The 18,754-nt window shown below is 67.1% G+C and carries 15 protein-coding genes; 12 read left to right on the forward strand and 3 right to left on the reverse strand.

Annotated elements, in window-relative coordinates; genetic code table 11:
- The first annotated feature begins 252 nt into the window (after nucleotides 1–252).
- The 9 genes from VGC13_RS33585 (at nucleotide 253) to VGC13_RS00280 (ending at nucleotide 12,746) form a co-directional block, all read left to right on the forward strand.
- Nucleotides 253–534 (forward strand): pinensin family lanthipeptide, encoded by a 282-nt coding sequence (locus VGC13_RS33585; RefSeq protein WP_414682970.1) that lies wholly within the window; start codon nucleotides 253–255, stop codon nucleotides 532–534.
- A 395-nt stretch (nucleotides 535–929) separates the two neighbouring features.
- Nucleotides 930–1,529 (forward strand): TetR/AcrR family transcriptional regulator, encoded by a 600-nt coding sequence (locus tag VGC13_RS00245; protein WP_331123174.1) that lies wholly within the window; start codon nucleotides 930–932, stop codon nucleotides 1,527–1,529.
- Nucleotides 1,519–1,926 (forward strand): SgcJ/EcaC family oxidoreductase, encoded by a 408-nt coding sequence (locus VGC13_RS00250; protein WP_331123175.1) that lies wholly within the window; start codon nucleotides 1,519–1,521, stop codon nucleotides 1,924–1,926. The genes VGC13_RS00245 and VGC13_RS00250 overlap by 11 nt, the downstream gene beginning before the upstream one ends.
- A 634-nt stretch (nucleotides 1,927–2,560) precedes the next feature.
- The gene (locus tag VGC13_RS00255; RefSeq protein WP_331123176.1) at nucleotides 2,561–4,081 is read left to right on the forward strand and encodes a hypothetical protein; all 1,521 of its coding nucleotides are present in this window, start codon (nucleotides 2,561–2,563) and stop codon (nucleotides 4,079–4,081) included.
- Between the two features lie 136 nt (nucleotides 4,082–4,217).
- A complete protein-coding gene (locus VGC13_RS00260; protein ID WP_331123177.1) occupies nucleotides 4,218–5,150 on the forward strand; it encodes a hypothetical protein in 933 nt (310 codons plus the stop codon).
- Nucleotides 5,151–5,200: 50 nt separating this feature from the next.
- Nucleotides 5,201–5,482, forward strand: coding sequence for a hypothetical protein (locus VGC13_RS00265; protein ID WP_331123178.1), 282 nt, complete (start codon nucleotides 5,201–5,203; stop codon nucleotides 5,480–5,482).
- Nucleotides 5,483–5,729: 247 nt separating this feature from the next.
- Entirely contained in the window at nucleotides 5,730–5,978 is a 249-nt protein-coding gene (locus tag VGC13_RS00270; RefSeq protein ID WP_331123179.1) for a hypothetical protein, read from the forward strand.
- A 440-nt stretch (nucleotides 5,979–6,418) separates the two neighbouring features.
- Nucleotides 6,419–11,395: an amino acid adenylation domain-containing protein gene (locus VGC13_RS00275; RefSeq protein WP_331123180.1), complete on the forward strand. Its 4,977-nt coding sequence runs from the start codon at nucleotides 6,419–6,421 to the stop codon at nucleotides 11,393–11,395.
- Nucleotides 11,396–11,828: 433 nt separating this feature from the next.
- Nucleotides 11,829–12,746 carry an energy transducer TonB gene (locus VGC13_RS00280; protein WP_331123181.1) on the forward strand — a complete coding sequence of 306 codons (918 nt, stop codon included), beginning with the start codon at nucleotides 11,829–11,831 and terminating at the stop codon, nucleotides 12,744–12,746.
- A gap of 382 nt (nucleotides 12,747–13,128) precedes the next feature.
- On the opposite strand, the gene VGC13_RS00285 is transcribed toward VGC13_RS00280, so the two are convergent.
- The gene (locus tag VGC13_RS00285; protein ID WP_331123182.1) at nucleotides 13,129–14,112 is read right to left on the reverse strand and encodes a restriction endonuclease; all 984 of its coding nucleotides are present in this window, start codon (nucleotides 14,110–14,112) and stop codon (nucleotides 13,129–13,131) included.
- A 193-nt stretch (nucleotides 14,113–14,305) separates the two neighbouring features.
- The gene (locus VGC13_RS00290; protein ID WP_331123183.1) at nucleotides 14,306–14,479 is read right to left on the reverse strand and encodes a hypothetical protein; all 174 of its coding nucleotides are present in this window, start codon (nucleotides 14,477–14,479) and stop codon (nucleotides 14,306–14,308) included.
- Between the two features lie 202 nt (nucleotides 14,480–14,681).
- Here VGC13_RS00290 and VGC13_RS00295 point away from each other — a divergent pair, with 202 nt between their 5' ends.
- From VGC13_RS00295 to VGC13_RS33590, 3 genes are all read left to right on the forward strand, one after another.
- On the forward strand, nucleotides 14,682–14,930 hold the full coding sequence (locus tag VGC13_RS00295) for a hypothetical protein (RefSeq protein ID WP_331123184.1): 249 nt from the start codon (nucleotides 14,682–14,684) through the stop codon (nucleotides 14,928–14,930).
- Between the two features lie 550 nt (nucleotides 14,931–15,480).
- On the forward strand, nucleotides 15,481–16,557 hold the full coding sequence (locus tag VGC13_RS00300) for a hypothetical protein (protein ID WP_331123185.1): 1,077 nt from the start codon (nucleotides 15,481–15,483) through the stop codon (nucleotides 16,555–16,557).
- 75 nt (nucleotides 16,558–16,632) lie between these two features.
- Nucleotides 16,633–17,040: an HIT family protein gene (locus tag VGC13_RS33590; protein WP_414682971.1), complete on the forward strand. Its 408-nt coding sequence runs from the start codon at nucleotides 16,633–16,635 to the stop codon at nucleotides 17,038–17,040.
- A gap of 133 nt (nucleotides 17,041–17,173) precedes the next feature.
- On the opposite strand, the gene VGC13_RS00310 is transcribed toward VGC13_RS33590, so the two are convergent.
- A complete protein-coding gene (locus tag VGC13_RS00310) occupies nucleotides 17,174–18,646 on the reverse strand; it encodes an IS1380 family transposase (RefSeq protein WP_331123187.1) in 1,473 nt (490 codons plus the stop codon).
- Nucleotides 18,647–18,754: the final 108 nt, after the last annotated feature.

Below are 18,754 nucleotides of genomic sequence, written 5' to 3' on the forward strand. Positions count from 1 at the left end.
ATCCCGTCCTGGGCGTGGCCCGGGGCGGCGCAGCGCAGCCGCCCCGGCCGAGACGGCCACAGCTGCTGCGGCCGTCCCCCGGTCACACCGCGAGCCCGCGCACCCCCGCGACCGCGCCGCGCCTGCAGACCGTCACGCACACCCGCTTGCCGCAAGGCGGATCCCGGTGGTGCTTCTTTTCAGCCACATTTATCTTTTGATGCCGAGTGCGCATCCGCGCTCGCCGCCATACCCCTCACGTGGAGACGGAGCATGCACAAGGTCAAGCTGGAACTGGAGCAACTCCAGGTCGAATCGTTCGCGACGGACGCTGCCGGTGCCGCCAGGGGAACAGTCCGCGGGCTTCAGTACACCGCTGGGTACGAGTGCACGGAACAGAATTACACCGTTGGGCGGCAGTGCGCGACGGTGCAGCCTGGCGTGTGGGGATGTGAGAACACCGGCGTCGCATCGTGCGCGTGGTGCCAGGCCGACTCCCAGACGTGCCAGGACTGCAGCTGGACCAATGGGGACGGGGCGATGTGCTACTGGTGAGGGCCGCATCCTGTAATCATGGCGGCATGGCCAGCGGCGCCGCGGAACGTTGCTTCCGCGGCGCCGTTCTCGCCTGGAGCCGGTGCACCCCCTCGCCCGCGCCGCGCCTGTAGACCGGCCCGCACACCCGCTTGCCCGCGAATCGCGCACCTCCCGCGGACCCTCGAAGCAGAGCGGACAGGCGTTTCCTCCTTCCCGGGCGTCGGCGCGCTCTTGGCGTCACCTCTGCAGAGCGGCGGACACCAGAGCCCAAGAAACCGGGCGCACGAGGATTCTGGAATCCGCTGCTGCGGTGCCTCCATTCGACGGTCGTCGTGAGCCGGTCACGGCGACGGAACGCTGGACCACGGCCGAACGCTTGACATAGTGTCCAACTACGATATACACTATGTCCAATGAGCGCGCGAGACAGGATTCTGGAAGCCGTGGTCGCCCTGCTGGGCACGGACGTCGGGGCCGGGTTCACCTATGACCGCCTGGCCCGGGAGGCGAAGGTGTCCCGCCAGACGCTGTACGCGCACTTCCCGACCCGGGCAGACCTGCTCGTCGCCGTGGCAGACCATGCCCGCGCGAAGCTCGATGCGGACCGGCTGAGCATTCCGATCCTCGAGGCCGCAACCGGCGTGGAGGCACTCGCCGCCCTGGTGGCTTTTCACGTCGCGTTCACTCCCAGGGTGCTGCGCGAGTACAGGGCGGTCGAGTTCGCGCGCTCCACCGACCCGGAGCTGATGAAGGCCTTTGGCCAGCGCACCCGGGGCCGCGACCAGCTCATCCGGCTGGTCATGACCCGGCTGGATGCCGAAGGGCGGCTGCAGCCGGCGTGGAGCGTCGGTACCGCCACCGATTTCGTCACCGCCGTCGTAAGCGCGTCCACGACCTACGAGCTGCTGGAGAACCGTGGATGGTCAGCCGCCCAGCTGGAAGAACGCCTGCTCCGCGTGTTCACCCTGGCACTTCTCACCCCAGGCACCGAGGGAGGAACTCTTGACCACTGATCCCACCGCGATCGCGACCGGGCTGTTCGCGCAGCTGGAGACGGCGTGGAACGCCGGCGACGGGGCCGCGTTCGGCAGGCCCTTCGCCGACGTGACCGACTTCGTGGACATCCGCGGAGCCCACCACCACGGCGACGGAGTGGCCATGGGCCGGGGCCACCAGCACATCTTCGACACCATCTACAAGGGCAGCACCGTCCGCTACCAGGTCACCTCCGCGCGAGAGGCGGTGCCCGGGTGCATCGTGGCCACGGCCTCGGCGACGCTGGATGCGCCCTCCGGCCCGCTGCTGGGCACCAACCAGTCCCGGATCACGGCCGTAGTCGTCCCGCGGGGGGACGGATGGGCCATCACCACGTTCCACAACACCCTCGTTCTCCAGGCGCCCGGCGCATAGGATCCTGGTCCGCTCCGCCGCAAAGATGCCGTAATCGAAAAACAAACATCTGGGGGTACAGAGGAACAGAGTCAGACAGAGGAATGGCGATGTGATTCCTGCTCCTTTCTCTGTCTGACTCTGTTCCTCTGTACGCTTATCCTTTTTGAGGATCTGAGACGCAGCAGATGGTGGAGCGGCGCCGCGGAAATCTGATCCCGGCGCCGTCTATCTCACGCCGCGAGCCGGCGCACCACCTCCATCGGGGCCGCGCTTGCCGCGCCGCCTGCACGCCTCGCACGCGTTCCACAGCGCCATGAGGGAGCCGGCGCTGGACGCGTTCCGCCAGCCGTCGCCGCCGTCCCACACCGCGCATCCCCTTTCGTCTCCAACGGAGCAGGCGGCCGGTCCGGAGTACTGGTGCGCCTTCGCGAGCCGGTGTGCTTTGCCGACGACGCGGCCACGCGGCTCGCGGACCCCAGGGGCGTTCATGGAATGCGGGCCGGGACGCCAGGCCATGCCGGTGCGCCGCCGTCCCGACGGAACGGTTGACTTTCGCGACGACGACCCTGCATACTGGAATTGTTGATAATGGGCACCAAAGGGGAGCGACGACCTCCCCGCGCCTTCGGTTCATTGATGACGGAGAACGATCATGTCCTGCCGGGAACTCCTCCTCGTCAGCAACCGATCGTCGGATCCACGCCCGCTGTCCAACGCCGAGCAGCTGCTGTTCTCCGCCCTTCAGGGGCTGGCGAACAGGGGAAGCGCCGGGTTTGGCCGCGCGGGAGTCTATTGCCTGTCCGACAACTTCAACGACCTGGCGTTCCAGCCGACCGCGGCTGAATTATGGCTTGAGCAGATCGGCCTCCCTCACCAGCTCTCCGATCCCTGGGCGCTCCTCACCACGCCGTCCACCATCAGGAGCTACATCCTCTGCGACCTGGAGCAAAATCCGGGATCGGCGAACGCGGCCTCGTCGCTCGCCGGCGTGCTGGGCGCCCTGCCGGTCGACGTTTCGTTGCAGGCCCGGGTCCAGGAGAAGGGGTTCACGCTACTCGAGGATGTTACGGCGTGGACAATCGGCGACGTACTCGCAAGGTATCCCGGCCGGTTCAACAAGACGTTCGCCGTAGAGCTGAACACGGGGTTCCAGACGGGAGACGGGATCGCGTGGGGGCCGCGAGATTACGCGGCCGCCAACGGTGCGCTCGTCTTCTTTGGCGACGCCGAACGGCAGGAGGTGATGGCCCAGCTGGGGCCCAGCGCGGCGATCTACGGCTGGGGTCCCACCACCGCGATGGGTGAGGAAGGCTTCATCCTGGACGTTGGAGCCAGCGGAAACTACTACATCGCCGCCGACCACGCGTTCAACCTTTCCGTGTTCGGCAGCCTGCCCGGATCGCCGCTGCCGGTGCCGGACGCGGCACCCGGGCCAAACCCGCCGGTCACCGGAAAGTGCGTCGCCTTTTTCGTATCGGACGGCGACAACCTGCAGTGGCTGCTGAACCGCGGAAACTTTGCCGGGTGGTGGGGAAGCCCGGTCCGGGGCACCATCCCGCTGGGGTGGACGATGTCACCCGCCCTGCACGCCCTGGCGGTGCCGGTCTGGAACTACTACGTGGGATCGCTGACCGACCAGGACGAGATCATCTGCGGTGCGTCGGGAATCGGCTACGTCTACGACAACATCGCGAAATCCAACCACTTTGCGGAGTTCCTGGCAAAGACCAGCGGCTTCATGGAAGCAGCGCAGATCGGCGTGGTGGACGTGTTCGGGCTGGACTATTCCGACCATGCGTACATGGACGGGTTTACGGCACAACCCGCCGTGGACGGCGTTTTCTACACGTCCTATTCGCCGTGGGTGGTTCCTCCGGACCCCACCAGCTTCATCAGCCACGGCAAGCCGGTCGTTCCGAACACCGTAAACCTGAGCGACGACGCCGGCCCGGCCGTGCAGCAGATCCTCTCCGACCCTGACCCGACCGCGGCCTTTGCCGTCTACGTGAACGCCTGGGGCAACCAGAACAATCCGCTGCAGACGGTGCAGTCCGCCTGCCAGCAGCTCGCCAGGCAGCCGGGCATCAGCATCGTAAAGCCCTCGCAGCTGCTGGCCCGCGTACGCGCATTGTCGCAGCCCGGGGGCCGGGCCGGGCCAGCCGCAGGGGACTGACCGGCGCTGGGCTCACCCCCAGGACCGGCGCGCGGCTACGCGCGGGCGTGATGAGCGCGGCCTCGCCCCTGCCGCACCCAGAACGGGGCGAAAGCATGGGAACCTCTTTTCCATCCTGCACCAAAAGGAGACCGGCATGACCATCATGAACGGCGTGTACATCAACGGACTGGACAACGCCACGACCAACGTGAACACGACGGCGCAGGCCGGCGGAACGGCCACGGCGGACTACATCCTGTTCAGCCTGACCGTCCCGGACCAGACGGGCACGATCTACTACGGCCTTGGCAACAACGTCCTTGCCAGCAATGGTGCCGTCGCGCCGGCTGCGGCCGCGATCCTCGCCCCCGTCGTGACCGCCGGCGTGACGAAGGGAAACTGCACCAGGGTTTGGCTCTCCCTGGGCGGGGCTGGCAGCCCAACGGTCAGCAACGAAACGTTCAGCAATATCTCCACAATCCTTGCGAAGGGCGGCACGGCAGCCACCAACCTGGTGCAGAACCTGGCGGCGCTCGCGACCTCGATGAAGGCGCTCAGCAGCAAGATCACCTCGGTGGGCTTTGACCTGGACAACGAAGACGCATCGCCTTCCAGCGTGGTTCCCCTGGTGGCCGCGCTTTACAACCACGGGATCAAACAGTCCCCAGCGGTCAAATACCCTTTCACCTTCTGTGCGTACCAGGATGACTCCGACTGGTTCGATGCGCTCGCTGGCGTCTATTCTGCACTCAACGGCGTTCAGCCGGTGGTCGGCATCACCCTGCAGGTCTATGCCGGCGGGCGGAACAACAATCCGGTGACCTGGACCCAGGATCTGGCGAACTATCTGCAGAAGCCGGGCAGCAAACCTACGGGGCTCTCCAGCGCGGAGGGCTTCATTCTGCCGATCCAGTCGATGGATGATACGGCGGGTCCCGTCTACACACCTGGCCAGATGACGTCCAACCTCCGGCGTTGGCGATCGACCGGCGGCTCCTTCTGGGCCACCCAGGCCCTGTTCCAGTCTCCCCCGCCCCAGCGTTGGCCGGACTACGCGTCCGCCATCGCCAGCGGCATCTCGTCCTGACCGACCCGGCGCCGCCCTCCGCGCGGGTGTTTTGCCGACTCTCCATCCGGATGAGCCGTGGGCCACGGGCCGCGATCTCGGCCAACTTCTCGTCCGCCGCGGACAGCCGGAATGGGAAGAACCCGGTGCTCGTGCGTGACCGCCGCGTGGCCACGTCGTACATGATCGCGGCGGTGCGCATCTGCGACCACTACCACTTCCGCGACGCCCAGCATACGTCGTCTACGGACCTGGTCCTGGCCAAGCCGCCGCAGAACCCCGGTGAGCAGCCCTGGTGGGCGTCCCAGTGCTCCGACCCGGAAAAGATCCTCGCCCGCGAGCTGTTCTCATGACGGTGCACGGTCCGGCGGCTGAACGCGGCCGGGCAGGTCATGCCCGGGCACCGGCCTGCCCGCGGCCCCATCATCGACGGCGCCCCGCTTGACGGTCGCGCACACCAGTTCGTGGCGCGGATCGCTCGCTTCTCAGCAGCGGACCCTGCCGCGGTGATTTCGATGGCGCTGCTTTCCGGGCACGCTTATCGCTCGTGTTGCAGAGCGCGAATCGCGTTCTTTGCGCCGAACCACCTGGAGGCGAACCATGCGAAAGATCAAGCTGGAACTGGAGCATCTGCGGGTCGAATCGTTCGGGACGGACGTTGCGGGTGCCACGAAAGGCACGGTCTACGGGCGTGAATACACCGACGGGCAGCAGTGCGCGACAGTGTACCCCGGCGAGTGGGGATGCGAGAACAGCGGCGTCGCGTCCTGCGTGTGGTGTCCGGCCGAGAGCCAGTCGTGCCAGGACTGCAGTTGGACGGCCGGAGATGGGGCAATGTGCTACTGGTGAGGCCGGTACCCTGAATCTTCGGGCACATGCACACGGCGCCGCGGGACTTCTTCACTCCCGCGGCGCCGGTGTCGCTTCACGCTGCGAGCCGGCGTACCCAGGTGTCCACGCCGTGGAATCTCTGTAAGAGCAATTGACCCAATCCTTTCCCGCTGGTAGATTGGCGGAACTGAATGGCCGGCGGCGGGGCGAAACCAATGTGTTTCGCCCCGCCGTTTCCATTCTTCCGATCCTTTCCGCACGCCAGTTTGCGCCGGACATCCTCCCCCGCTCGGCGCCCGCTCCCTTCCGTCTACGAGCTTCTCATGATCGACTTTCCCGACGTCTCCGCTGCACCCTCGTCCGGGTGCGGCCATTCGCCGCATGCTCCCTCGGCTGCGGCGGCATCCATCCCGTTCCGCATCCACATCGCAACCCCACCACATGGAGCGAAATGGGGGATGGTCGTGGACGAGTGGAACCGCACGGCCGCGCCGTATCCGCGGGACGCGACGGTGCAGGGGCTGTTCGAGGAGGTGGCCGCGGAGTGGCCGGACGCGCCGGCGCTGGAGTGCGGCGGCGTGCGGATGACGTACGCCGAGCTGGATACGCGCGCCAACCGCCTGGCGCGGCGGCTTCGCGGGCTGGGCGCGGGAGCGGAGACGCGCGTGGCCGTGTGCCTGGAGCGCGGCCCGGAGCTGATCGTGGCGCTGCTGGCGGCGCTCAAGGCCGGCGCCGCGTACGTGCCCCTGGATCCCGCGCACCCCGTAGAGCGGCGACGCTACATGCTGCGCGACAGCGGCGCCGCCGTGGTGGTGACGGACTCCGCCCGAGGAGACTGGCTGGACGATGAGGCGCCCCCGGCCGTTCTGCTGGACGACGCGGCCGTGCGCCGGGCGCTGGATGCGGAAGACGGGAGCGCGCTCGGATTGCCGGGGCATGCGCTGGAGACGGCGTACGTCGTCTACACCTCCGGCAGCACCGGCATGCCCAAGGGGGTCGCCGTCCCGCACCGCGGCGTCGTCCGGCTGGTCCGCAACAGCGGGCACCACTCGATGGGCGCGGGCGACCGGGTGGCGCAGCTTTCCAACACCAGCTTCGACGCGGCCACGCTGGAGATCTGGGGGGCGCTGCTGAACGGCGGCTGCCTGGTGCTGGTGCCGCGCGAGACGGCGCTGGACCCGGCGGGGCTGGCCCGGACGCTCACGGACGAGCGCATCGACGTGCTGGTGCTGGCCACGGCCCTGTTCCACCAGGTGGCGCAGGCCGCGCCCGGCGCGTTCGCGGGGGTGCGAGACATGATCGTGGGCGGCGAGGCGTTCAGCCCGCGCCACGCCGCGGCCGTGCTGCGCGCCGGCGGCCCCGCGCGCCTGGTGAACGGCTACGGGCCCACGGAGAGCACCACCATGGCTACGGGCTACCGCGTCCGCGAGGTGCCGCCGGACGCCGCGTCGCTCCCCATCGGGACGCCCGTGGCCAACACCACGGCGTACGTGCTGGACGGCGCCCTGCGCGCGCTGCCGCCCGGCGCCGGCGGCGAGCTGTACCTGGGCGGCGATGGGCTGGCGCGCGGCTACCTGGGCCAGCCCGGGCGCACGGCGGAGCGCTTCGTCCCCCACCCCTTCGCATCCACCCCCGGCGAGCGGCTGTACCGCACGGGCGACCGGGCGCGGTGGACGGCAGAGGGCGAGTTGGAGTTCATGGGCCGCGTGGATCACCAGGTGAAGGTCCGCGGCTTTCGCATCGAGCCGGGCGAGATCGAGGCGGCGCTGGCGGAGCACCCCGGCGTGGGCGACTGCGCCGTGCTGGCCCGCGAGGATGGCGGCGAGCGCCGGCTGGTGGCATGGACGACGGGGCGCGGCGGCCCGGCCCCGGACGCCGCCGCCTTGCGCGCCCACCTGCGCGCGCGGGTGCCGGAGCACATGGTCCCCGCGTTCTTCGTAGGCGTGGACCGGCTTCCGCTGACGCCCAACGGCAAGGTGGACCACGCGGCCCTCCCCGCCCCGCGCCCGGAGGCATCGGCGGACTACGTGGCGCCCCGCGCAGGGCTGGAGGCGGAGGTCGCGGCCGTGTGGTGCGAGGCGCTGGGCGCGGACCGCGTGGGGGCCCGCGACAACTTCTTCGAGATCGGCGGCAGCTCGCTGCTGCTCGCCCGCGTGCAGGCGCTCCTGGGCGAGCGGCTGGGGCGCACGGTGCCGGTGGTGGACCTGCTCCGCTGCCCCACCGTGGCGTCCCTGGCTGCGCGGCTGGAATCCGGCGCCGCGCCCACGGCGGATGCGGGGCACGAGCGGGCGACCATCGACCGGAACGATCCCGCCACCGGGCTGCCGGAACAGGCGCGGGCGGATGGGGGACGAACGGGGCGGGAGATCGCCATCGTAGGGATGGCGGGGCGCTTTCCGGGCGCGGACGGCATCGAGGCGTTCTGGCGCAACCAGCGCGCGGGGACGGAATCCATCACCCGCTTCAGCCGGGACGAGATGGCGCGCGCGGGGACGGACGCCGCGCTGCTGGATGACTCGCGCTGGGTGGCCGCGCGAGGGGTGCTGGAGGATGCGGACCAGTTCGACGCCGCCTTCTTCGGCTTCGCGCCGCGCGAGGCGGAGATCATGGACCCGCAGCACCGCGTCTTCCTGGAGTGCTGCTGGGAAGCGCTGGAGCACGCCGGGGTGGACCCTGCCCGGTGCGCGGAGCCGGTGGGCGTCTTTGGCGGCGCGGGGCCGCCCACCTACCTGGTGCGGATGCTGGTGGACGACCCCGCGGCGCTGGACGCGGTCGGCCCGGTGGCGGCCCGCACCAGCAACGCCAGCGACTACCTGACCACGCGCGTGTCGTACCGGCTGGGGCTGGAGGGGCCCAGCCTGGACGTGCAGACCGGCTGCTCCACCTCGCTCGTCGCCGTGCACCTGGCCTGCCAGAGCCTGCTGGCGGAAGAGTGCGCCGTGGCGCTGGCCGGCGGCGTGAGCATCGTCTTTCCCCAGCGCGGCGGGCACCTGCACCAGCCCGGCGGCGTTTATTCTCCCGACGGCCGCTGCCGTCCCTTCGACGCGCGCGCGGCGGGGACGGTGTTCGGCGGGGGCGCGGGGGTGGTGGCCCTCAAGCGTCTGGACGATGCGCTGCGCGACGGCGACACGGTGCACGCGGTGATCCTGGGCTCCGCCATCAACAACGACGGCGCGGCCAAGGTGGGCTTCGCCGCGCCTTCCGTGGCCGGCCAGGCGAAGGTCGTCCGCGCCGCCCACCGCCGCGCGGGCGTGCACCCGTCCACCATCGGCTACGTGGAGGCGCACGGCACCGGCACGGAGCTGGGCGATCCGGTGGAGGTGGCGGCGCTCACCGAGGCGTTCCAGGCGGGGACGAACGAGCGGGGCTTCTGCGCGCTGGGCTCCGGCAAGGGGCACGTGGGGCACCTGGACGCCGCGGCGGGGATCGCGGGCCTCATCCGCACGGCGATGGCGCTCCGCGCGCGAGAGTTGCCGCCCACGCTCCACTTCCAGGCGCCCAACCCGGCGCTGGAGCTGTCCGCCAGCCCCTTCGTCGTGAGCGACGAGCCGCGGCCGTGGGAGGCCCGGGCCGGCGTGCGCCGCGCGGGCGTCAGCTCGTTCGGCGTAGGCGGCACCAACGCGCACGTGGTGCTGCAGGAAACGCCGGACGCCCCCGCGCCCGCGCCCGGCGGCGAGTGGCAGTCACTCGTCCTTTCCGCCCGCACGCCCGAGGCGCTGGACCAGGCGGCGGAGCGGCTGGCGGCGCACCTGCGCGCGCACCCCGAGCAGGCGCTGGCGGACGTGGCGTGGACGCTGGCGGCGGGCCGGCGGGAGATGGAGCACCGCCGCGTGGTCGTCTGCCGCACGCACGCGGAAGGCGCCGCGCTGCTGGACGGGCCCGCCGCGGCCGCGGGCCCGGCGGACGGCACGCCGCCCATGGCCTTTCTCTTTCCCGGCCAGGGGGCGCAGTACGCCGGGATGGGCCGCGGGCTGTACGACGCGGAGCCCGTCTACCGGGCGGAGGTGGACCGCTGCGCCGCGCTCCTCCAGCCGCTGCTGGGGCTGGACCTGCGCACCCTGCTGCACCCCACGCCGGGGGAGGAGGCAGAGGCCGGCGCGCGGCTGGCGGAGACGTGGCTTACGCAGCCCGCGCTGTTCGTGGTGGGATACGCCGTGGCCCGCCTGTGGGCCTCGCGCGGCGTGCGGCCGGCGGCGCTCCTGGGCCACAGCCTGGGCGAGTACGTGGCGGCGACGCTGGCCGGCGTCTTTTCGCTGGAAGACGCGCTGGCGCTGGTGGCCCGGCGCGGGCGGCTGGTGCAGGACCTGCCGCGCGGCGCCATGCTTTCCGTGCCGCTGGCGGAAGACGAGATGCGTCCCCTGCTGCCGCCCGGCGTTTCCGTCGCGGCGGTGAACGCCGCGGGATCGTGCGTGGTCTCCGGCCCGGAAGACGCCGTCGCCGGGCTGGAGGCGGCGCTGCGGGCGCGCGGGGAGGAGCCGCGCCGCCTGCACGCCTCGCACGCCTTCCACAGCGCCATGATGGAGCCGGCGCTAGGCGCGTTCCGCCAAGCCGTCACCGCGGTCCCGCGCCACGCGCCGCGCATCCCCTTCGTCTCCAACGTCACGGGGACGTGGATCACTGCCAAGCAGGCGACGGACCCGGAGTACTGGGTGCGCCACCTGCGCGAGCCGGTGCGCTTCGCCGACGGCGCGGCGACGTTGCTGGCGGACGCCCGGTGCGCGTTCGTGGAATGCGGGCCCGGCGCCACCCTGGCCACGCTGGTGCGCCGCCATCCGGACGCGCGGGGCGGGCGCGCCGTGGCCGCCACGCTGCACCGCCCGGCGGACACCGGAGACGGCCACGCGGACGCCGCCGTCTTTCTGCGCGCGGCCGGGACGCTGTGGTGCGCCGGGATTTCGGTGGATTGGGGCGCGTGGCACCAGGGCGAGCGGCGGCGCCGGGTTCCGCTCCCCGCGTACCCCTTCCAGCGCCGGCGCTACTGGGCCGGCCCGGACGACGGCGCCCCCGCGCGCACGCCGGCCGTCGCCGAGCGCGCCTCCCGCCCAGCCGCCGCCCGGCACCCGCGCCCGCCCCTCGCCACGCCTTTCGTCGCGCCGCGCGGGGAGACGGAGACGTCCGTCGCGCGGGTGTGGGAGGAGATGCTGGGCGTGGGACCCGTGGGCGCGGACGACGATTTCCACGCGCTCGGCGGCGACTCGCTGCTGGCGGCGCAGCTCATCTCCCGCGTGCGCGAGTGCCTGCGCGTGGAGTTGCCGGTGCGCAGCCTGTACGAGGCGCCGACCGTCGCCGGCCTTGCCCGCGCCGCGCTGGCACTGCGCGTAACCGACGATCCGGCGACGGAGTGGGCCGGTGGCGCCCCGGTGCGAGCACCGGCGCGCGCGGAGCCGGCGCGCTCGGCGAAACCGCTCGCAGAGGGCGTGCTGGCCGGCGTGTAGCGCTGCCGCGCTTCCGCTCGAGAGCCACCTGCGCTTGCCGCCCCGCCTGGACGAAGCGGCGGCTGGCTGTACGGTGGCGTGGGGGCGGTGGAAGGGATTGGCGTCGCGCCGGTTATCCCGACCCTCGGCGACCGCCGCGCCTCTGGCCCCAGCATCATCGGCCTAGCGGTGTTCGATTGGTCGGCTCTGCACGCCGAGGCCGTTAGGCGCTGCTGTTCGCAGGGCCGCATGCTGGCGCGGCTGGCAGACGCCCAGGATCGGGAAGCAGGTTTCTCCCCGTCGTGGTTTTGGGGATGGATCGGCGGCGGATTGGGAGGCGTGCGACGACAATTGATTCGGCGGAGCGGCGACACTATCAATAGCAGGCGCAGCAGGTCATCCACCTTGCGCGCTTGCGATCCCATCGATTCTCCCTTTCCCGCAAAGCATCATCATGAAGACATGGTTTTATCCGACCCTTGCGGCGCTCGTCCTGGTGCTGCCGGCGCAGGCACAAACACGACGCGTGGGGAGCTTCTACGTCGTGGTGGGGGTGGATCCCGCGGGACAGGACCGCAGCAGGGCCGTCGTCAACGCTCGAGGGGAGGGGATGGGACAGGTGCGATGGGAGTGTGTGGAGGGCGGGGGCGTGATCGTTGGCGTGAACCTCGGTGCGCTCAGCCGCGACGACGACGTCCGGCGCGTGGAGTGGCGCTTCGACCGCGACCCACCGGACACCGCGGAACTGGCCCGGGCGAACGTCGTCACATGGTACCTGCCGGCCGATCTCGTAGTCCCCTTCACCCTCCGCGCCCGCACGGCGCGCCGGTTGGTGATCCATACCCTTGCGACCCGGGTGGAGCAGGTCTACGACCTGGATCAGGCTGGCCCGGCATTGGACCAGCTGCCCTGCGCCCGCGGCACGCCGGTTCCCGGACGTCTCCCGCAGCGCACACCCTCCGTCTCTGGAAGGGTGGAGAGAGAAGTGCCACCCGATGACGGCACCTACGAGCTCTCCGCCGTCGAGATCGTGCCGCAGATCAGGAACGGAGCGGAGATCCGCCGGCTGGTCATCGACAGCTTTCCGCCCGCGCTGCGGGGCCTCGGCGTCTCAGGAAGAGTGCAGGTGCGGTTCCGCGTCCTGGAGAACGGGCGGGTCGATGCCGAGAGCGTGCAGGTGACCGAGTCCACCCACGAGGCGTTCGACGCCGTGGCGATCGCGGTGGTGCAAAGGCTCCAACTGTCCCCCGGCTACGTGAACGGCCGGCCGGTGCGCGTGTGGGTGGAGTTGCCACTCATGTTCACGGCCGGTGCCACGCCGCCCGACTCCGTCGCGGAGCCCCCGCCCCCCGCCGCGGAGCGCGCCGGCTGATCGGCGCGGCTGAAAGGGGCCGAGCCCTGGATAGGGTTCAGCCCCCCTCTTCATTTCAGCCTCGCACCGCCGCCGTATTCCGGTACCAAGGCATGGAAATGCCGGCCCTCGCACTTCCAACAGACTTCGCAAGCAGCCGCAGCCAACTTTGCGGCGGCTGCTTCGCTCGTCCCCCGGTCACGCCGCCAGCCGACGCACCACCTCGACCGCGCCGCGCTTGTAGACCGTCACGCACACCAGCTCGCCCTGCGGATCGCGCATCTCCCACCAGCGGTCCTTCTCGCACTTAACAATCGTGTAGGCAAACTGCGCGGCGGGGCGGGCGCTGAGTCAAGTTAGGTAGGACAGGCGACACCTTCACCATCAAGTGACGCGGTACCGCTTACTCGGTGCCCTCAAATAGAATGTCGGCGAGCACTTCTGGAGGTGACCAGAGTCCAGCGCCCGCTCGGGTGAACTTCCGGCAGAGTGTTGCGATCTTCTCTTCGGCTCCAAAGCGAACGCGTTGACGCTCGATCTCGGTGATCGCTTCGAAAGCGTTGCCTGTGTAGCCGTAAGTAGATAGGAACACCCCGCCATCTCGCGCTTCGCGCGCGACAACGTCAACGAAGTCTCGCATCGCTTCGCTACCCACGCGTGCTCCAGACCTCCAGTGCTTGATTTCGACAATGTAGCTTCGGTGTGCGCCTTCGACGAAACACTCGAGAATCACGTCTCTTCCCTGATCTTTGGATGAGGGCGTCAGCTCGGCGTGGAACCCTAAACCGCTAAAGATCTCCGCAATAATACGTTCTAGGTCTCTCCACTCCACGCGGTCGAGGGCACGAGTGTTCCTTGCAATCATGTACGCGAACTCGCGTGCGAGGCTCTGAACAATTATTCGTGCTTCTTCATCGAGATCTCCCTCTTCCGTTTCTAGGCGGCTGATCCATGCGCGAAGGTCATCAAGACCTAACAACTGAATCTGAACGCGAGCCCGCTGAAGAAATTGGGCAACCTCCCGCTGGGCGCTTGGAGAAAACGTTGTGTTCGCGACGATTAGCGCCCGGTTGGTGTCCTGTTGAACCGCGGCAACCATGAACCGCCCGATGTCAGCCAGCGTTAATGGACGTGCACCGCGTCGGTATTTCATCTCGACGACCATGCTTTGCTGCTCGTAAGTATGCGAAGCAGGACGGTGTGCGATAACATCAAACCCGTGGTCGTGCGATAGGGGTTGATGACGAACTGAATAACCTTCTGCGCCCAGGAGTGGCTGAAGAACAGCCATCATTCGCCTCTCGGCATCCACAGGTCCGAGAGGGGCGCGTTCTGGTTCCAGCTCATCAAGAATTTCCAATAGGGTTTGCTTCTCTCCTGGCGTCATTCGGGACTGGTAGTTGTCCGCCTGAATCGGTGGAGTGAGAGGGTGCGGACATCCCCGGTGTGACTCCCGCTGATGTCGTAGTCTGTACCGTCTAAGTAGACCAGAATTCGATGATACGCAAGCGTTTCGACGTGATTGGCTGGCCACAGCAGCCGCGGCTGACTTCGCCACGGCTGCGGCGGCCGTCCCTCGGTCACGCTGCGAGCCGGCGTACCACCTCCACCGCGCCGCGCTTGTAGACCGTCACGCACACCAACTCGTCCTGCGGGTCGCGCACCTCCCACCAGCGGTCCTTCTCGCGCTTGACGACCTTGTAGGCGGGTTGCGCGGCGGGTGCAGGCGCGTTGTCCTGCTGCTTCCTGGCCATCGTGACCTCCGATCCTCTTGACCCCAGCCGTCCAGCAGGGCAACTTTGGCGAGCGGGCGGCCTTCGGGTCGGTTCGCGTTGAGGCTGGTCGTGTCTCTTGGTGGAGGAGCGGCCAGCCTTGTTCTTTCGCCCTGCTGGTATCAATGTAATTACCTGATTGCCTGTTGTAAATAGGTAACTACCACATTACCGGGAGCAAAGAGTGGATTTCAAAACAGCAACAGATATCCTGACTCAGGGCCCTAGTGTCACGCTTGCCCGCATCGCTGAACGCTTTGGAGTCCAACTCGCCACGATTGCACGCGCACGCATTGAGACGGAGAACCGTCGGTCACCTCCTCCGCGCTGGGAACCGACGCTCGCGGAAATGGCTGAAGACCATGCTTGCGAATTGGAGCAGCGCATCCTTGCCTTGCGAAGATTCGCCGCCGAATTGAAGAATACCAGTTGAACGTAGCGACCTACTGAGATCCAGAGAGAGCCGTTCCCCACCTGAGCGTAGCTTCGGGGCATCGGCGTAAGGTAGATCGCTCGACCACCTCCAACAGCTATGCTGACGACCTCGATCGTATGCTGACGAACCCCAATCCGCGTTGCATCTCTTTACGCGACCTTCGCTCGAGTGCAACAAGTGCATTCCAACGAGGCATACAAGCGTTACTTTCTCGTACCCTTCCTTCGAGGTGGAGCACGGCAGGGAGTGGGTGGCAGGAATTATGGGATACGGCAGAGCGTGCAGGAGTTTATGCATCTTGCGAGGGATTGCTCCTGCTAGATCGGGCTGTGCATTATGGCATTCCCGCTTCCGTCGTTGAAGATCAGCAGATAAAAACTTTCGTTCATCACTTAATTCCCGTAATCGAACACGACACAGCAAACCACACACCCTTTGATCGAACCCGGGCTGCAGCATTGTCGATTTCAATGAAGCAGGCGAAGCTCCTCCAAGCGGCATCTACTATGCCCGAGAGTCCCCAAAACAAGTAGTCATTCATAAAATGATGCGGCTCATGTACAGGAACGGATACGTTCGGGAGGGGCTCTGGGCACCCGCAAAACCATTGCGTGATCATGGGCTGCTTGAAGCCCGTATTTCTGCCACAGTAGAGGCGCTTCTTGCGATTTCACGGCTGAGGCCCCGCCCTACATCCGGAGCGGCGAGGTCTATCCGAGAACTTCAGGCCATTGTGATGGCGCAGGGGGAGCGCTGGAGAGCCAAAACGATTGCCTTTTGGGGACTATCGGAACTCCAAACGTGGTTAAGCTCGGAAGAACAGGAGGAGATTGCGAAACATTTCCACAATTTTATCTTCAATCTCTCTCTCCCAGAAGGAGGTGAAATAAAAGGTTTTTTTGTCAATCGTGCGGTCGGAGGATATAAGCACTATATTTCATACAACCCTGAATTGCTAATCGCGACTACGGCACTGAACTTCATTCGCACGGGCCTGCTTGGCGAAGATGTACTCCACCGCGTGTGCCCGATCCTAGCCGACGTGACGAAGCAGTTGCTCAGCACAGGAGTGTTCAGATCACAGCATAATGAGGCGACGCATTTCTGGGAGTATTATCACGCGATGCTACTGCTTGACCGCTTCTGCAGTCCAGATTTTCCGCACCACTTCCTCAACGGAGAAATCATGTACATCAAGCCTACCTTCTTCCACAACAAGAACATTCAACCTGACGATAGTCTTTGCGCGATCCTGATGCCTTTCGGTGCTGAGTGGTCTGATGACTTATTCGCAGTTTATCGGAATGCTGTGGAGTCTGCAGGCTTCGTAGCATGGCGCAGTGACTTGGAATGGGGAGACCACGAAATCATGCAACGAATTTGGGAGTATATCAACAAAGCTCGGTTTGTGATTGCTGACTGCACGGGTCGGAATCCGAATGTTTTCTACGAATTGGGAATTGCCCATACTCTCGGCAAGCGAGTGTTTATCTGCACGCAGAGCAGAACTGATATTCCGTTCGACATCCAACATATCACGTCTTATGTGTACTCGCCCTACCCTAACGGAATTGCCAAGCTTCAGGATGCCCTCGGAAAATTCATGCTGAGCGTGACCAGCTAAGGCTCGGAACAAGCGTCTATGATTGGCTTTCGCGGACAGACAAACGGCCATCTATCCTCAACAGCTTAGGTCACCATGAACTTAGCCTCGTCATTGGAGTGCCCGTTCTGCATCGAAGTCGTTAACCCGAAAAGCGCGTTGCATCTACTTAGCCGCCAATGGCCGTACAGCGATCGGCTGATCTATCGGAATGAGCTTGTCTTCGCTGTTCCCGGCTTTTCTCCGCAAGTCTATCCTTACATCCTTGTTCTTCCACAGCGTCACACTTCTTCCATGGCCAAGACCACCTTCTATGAACGGCAGAGCTTGTTCAAATGCCTCCAATTTTTGATTGACCTCCTTCGACGCAATATCGGTGCGGATATCTCGCTGTACGTTTTTGAGCATGGTGGTTGCAGCAACGGTATCAATAAGAATGCCTGCTTGGAGCATGCCCATTACCACATCATGGTAAATCAACCTCGGTCATTCACTAAGCTGTAAACATGCTTCAGCGCGGCCATCTGACGTGCTGGCGCTGATTTGCGGGGATGATTCTCCGGTTTCTCGCATAGGCCCCCTACCCCCGGCATGACGCTGGGGGAGGTCACCGTCCCGAGTTCCCCGCCCGAGGGTGCTACGCTGGCGTGGGCAGGGCCTGGGTACGAGGCGAGCCACGAGCCGGATACACGTGGTTCAGCCGCCGCATGAAGCGGCGCCACAGCGCCGCCCGCGCCGCGTCGATCACGAAGCGGATGCGGTGAGCGCCCAGCAGCGCGCGTCCCGTGACCTTCAGCAGGAGTTGGCGGAAGCGCTCGCGGCTCATCCGGCCGCCCTCATCCCGGGCCAGCAGCTCTGCGCCGGCGTGCAGCAGGTTGGCCACGACCAGGCTCAGCAGCAGGCGCGCCTCGTTGGCGGCGAAGCTGTCCGGTTCGTCGTACGGAGCCTCGACCTCTCGGCCGCGGTAGTGCGTCTTGGGCCGCGGCGCCGACGAGAGCGCCACGTCCAGCGCCTGGTTCCAGTCGCCGAAGTCCTTCTCCGCCCCTCCGCGCTGCCGGTACCGCTCCAGCAGGGCGTCGCCGCTGATCGCCACCGACGCGTTGCTCAGCAGGAAGAAGTGGTCGAGGAACAGTTCCCCCTGCTCGCGGCTGCGCTCCACGACCACCAGCACCACGCGCCGCGGGTGCGTCCAGCTCCCGGCCCGGTACGTCAGCTCGTGCGTCCACACCCGCTCTGCGCCGGCGGGCACCGGGCTGCGGGGCAGCGCGAGGAGCGGCGCCGCCAGGCGCTCCAGTGCGGCATTCGTCTTCAGCCGCGCCACGTAGAGAAAGCCTTCGTCCTCCAGCGTCTCCAGCAGCTCCGGCTCCGGGAATCCCGCGTCGGCTCGCAGCCACACCTGCTCCGCCCAGTTGCGGGCTCGCCGCAGGATCGGCAGCACGAAGGCGAGCCCCCCGTCGGCCGTATGCACGTTCCCCGGCCGCAGCTTCGCGCCCAGGTAGTCGCCCCACTCCGAGCGAACGAGGATCGGGTGGTAGCACCGCATCCGGTAGTGCCCGTTCCAGGCGCTGCCCGGCTGATGGCCGAACACCTCGCGCGGCAGCGAGTCCAGGTCCAGCGTGGTTTCCCTGTACCGCTGGCCGGGGCGCAGGCCCCGCCGCTGCTCCGCCGCGTCCAGCAGAACCGCTCCCATCCCGCTCACGTTCACCGGGATTGCGAGATCCTGGCTCAGACGGCTGAGCGTGGGCTGCGAGCACAGCCCTTCCGGCTCGCGACCCACCGCCTCGCGCAACGGCCGCTGTCCTCGCCGGCTGGAAACCGCCAGGCGTAGCGCCGGATCGTCGCGCAGCAGCTTCACGTCGGACTGGTCGCTCCACCCCTGGGCCAGCAGCAGGACCGCGGTGCGCAGCAGTTCCTGGAATGGATGCCTCACCCGGGCCGCGTCGCGCGGGTCGTGCAGGTGCCGCGCGAAGAGCTGCGGATAGCCGAGCCGGTCCATCAGTTCGCGCATCAGCAGCGACCCCGATTCACCGCTCACGCACTCCGGCCGCGCCTCGAGGTGAATGGAACGGTTGAATTCCAGGGGAAAGAGTGTACCTTGAGAGTCACCCATGTCGTAGATTCACGGGCTTGTGGACGGATGGTTGCTTCGACACCACCCATCTTACTGCAACCCAAGAAGATGCGACATGGGTTTTTTCTAGCTATGACTCACGGATCC

The organism is Longimicrobium sp. (assembly GCF_036399255.1).
Lineage (GTDB): Bacteria > Gemmatimonadota > Gemmatimonadetes > Longimicrobiales > Longimicrobiaceae > Longimicrobium.

Bases quoted from the DNA above. Each gene is read 5' to 3' on its own strand.
- VGC13_RS33585 (WP_414682970.1), top strand. From the start codon at position 253: ATGCACAAGGTCAAGCTGGAACTGGAGCAACTCCAGGTCGAATCGTTC.
- VGC13_RS00270 (WP_331123179.1), top strand. From the start codon at position 5,730: ATGCGAAAGATCAAGCTGGAACTGGAGCATCTGCGGGTCGAATCGTTC.
- VGC13_RS00275 (WP_331123180.1), top strand. From the start codon at position 6,419: ATGGTCGTGGACGAGTGGAACCGCACGGCCGCGCCGTATCCGCGGGAC.
- VGC13_RS00255 (WP_331123176.1), top strand. From the start codon at position 2,561: ATGTCCTGCCGGGAACTCCTCCTCGTCAGCAACCGATCGTCGGATCCA.
- VGC13_RS00285 (WP_331123182.1), bottom strand. From the start codon at position 14,112: ATGACGCCAGGAGAGAAGCAAACCCTATTGGAAATTCTTGATGAGCTG.
- VGC13_RS00310 (WP_331123187.1), bottom strand. From the start codon at position 18,646: ATGGGTGACTCTCAAGGTACACTCTTTCCCCTGGAATTCAACCGTTCC.
- VGC13_RS00260 (WP_331123177.1), top strand. From the start codon at position 4,218: ATGACCATCATGAACGGCGTGTACATCAACGGACTGGACAACGCCACG.
- VGC13_RS33590 (WP_414682971.1), top strand. From the start codon at position 16,633: ATGAACTTAGCCTCGTCATTGGAGTGCCCGTTCTGCATCGAAGTCGTT.
- VGC13_RS00245 (WP_331123174.1), top strand. From the start codon at position 930: ATGAGCGCGCGAGACAGGATTCTGGAAGCCGTGGTCGCCCTGCTGGGC.
- VGC13_RS00290 (WP_331123183.1), bottom strand. From the start codon at position 14,479: ATGGCCAGGAAGCAGCAGGACAACGCGCCTGCACCCGCCGCGCAACCC.
- VGC13_RS00265 (WP_331123178.1), top strand. From the start codon at position 5,201: ATGAGCCGTGGGCCACGGGCCGCGATCTCGGCCAACTTCTCGTCCGCC.
- VGC13_RS00280 (WP_331123181.1), top strand. From the start codon at position 11,829: ATGAAGACATGGTTTTATCCGACCCTTGCGGCGCTCGTCCTGGTGCTG.
- VGC13_RS00300 (WP_331123185.1), top strand. From the start codon at position 15,481: ATGCGGCTCATGTACAGGAACGGATACGTTCGGGAGGGGCTCTGGGCA.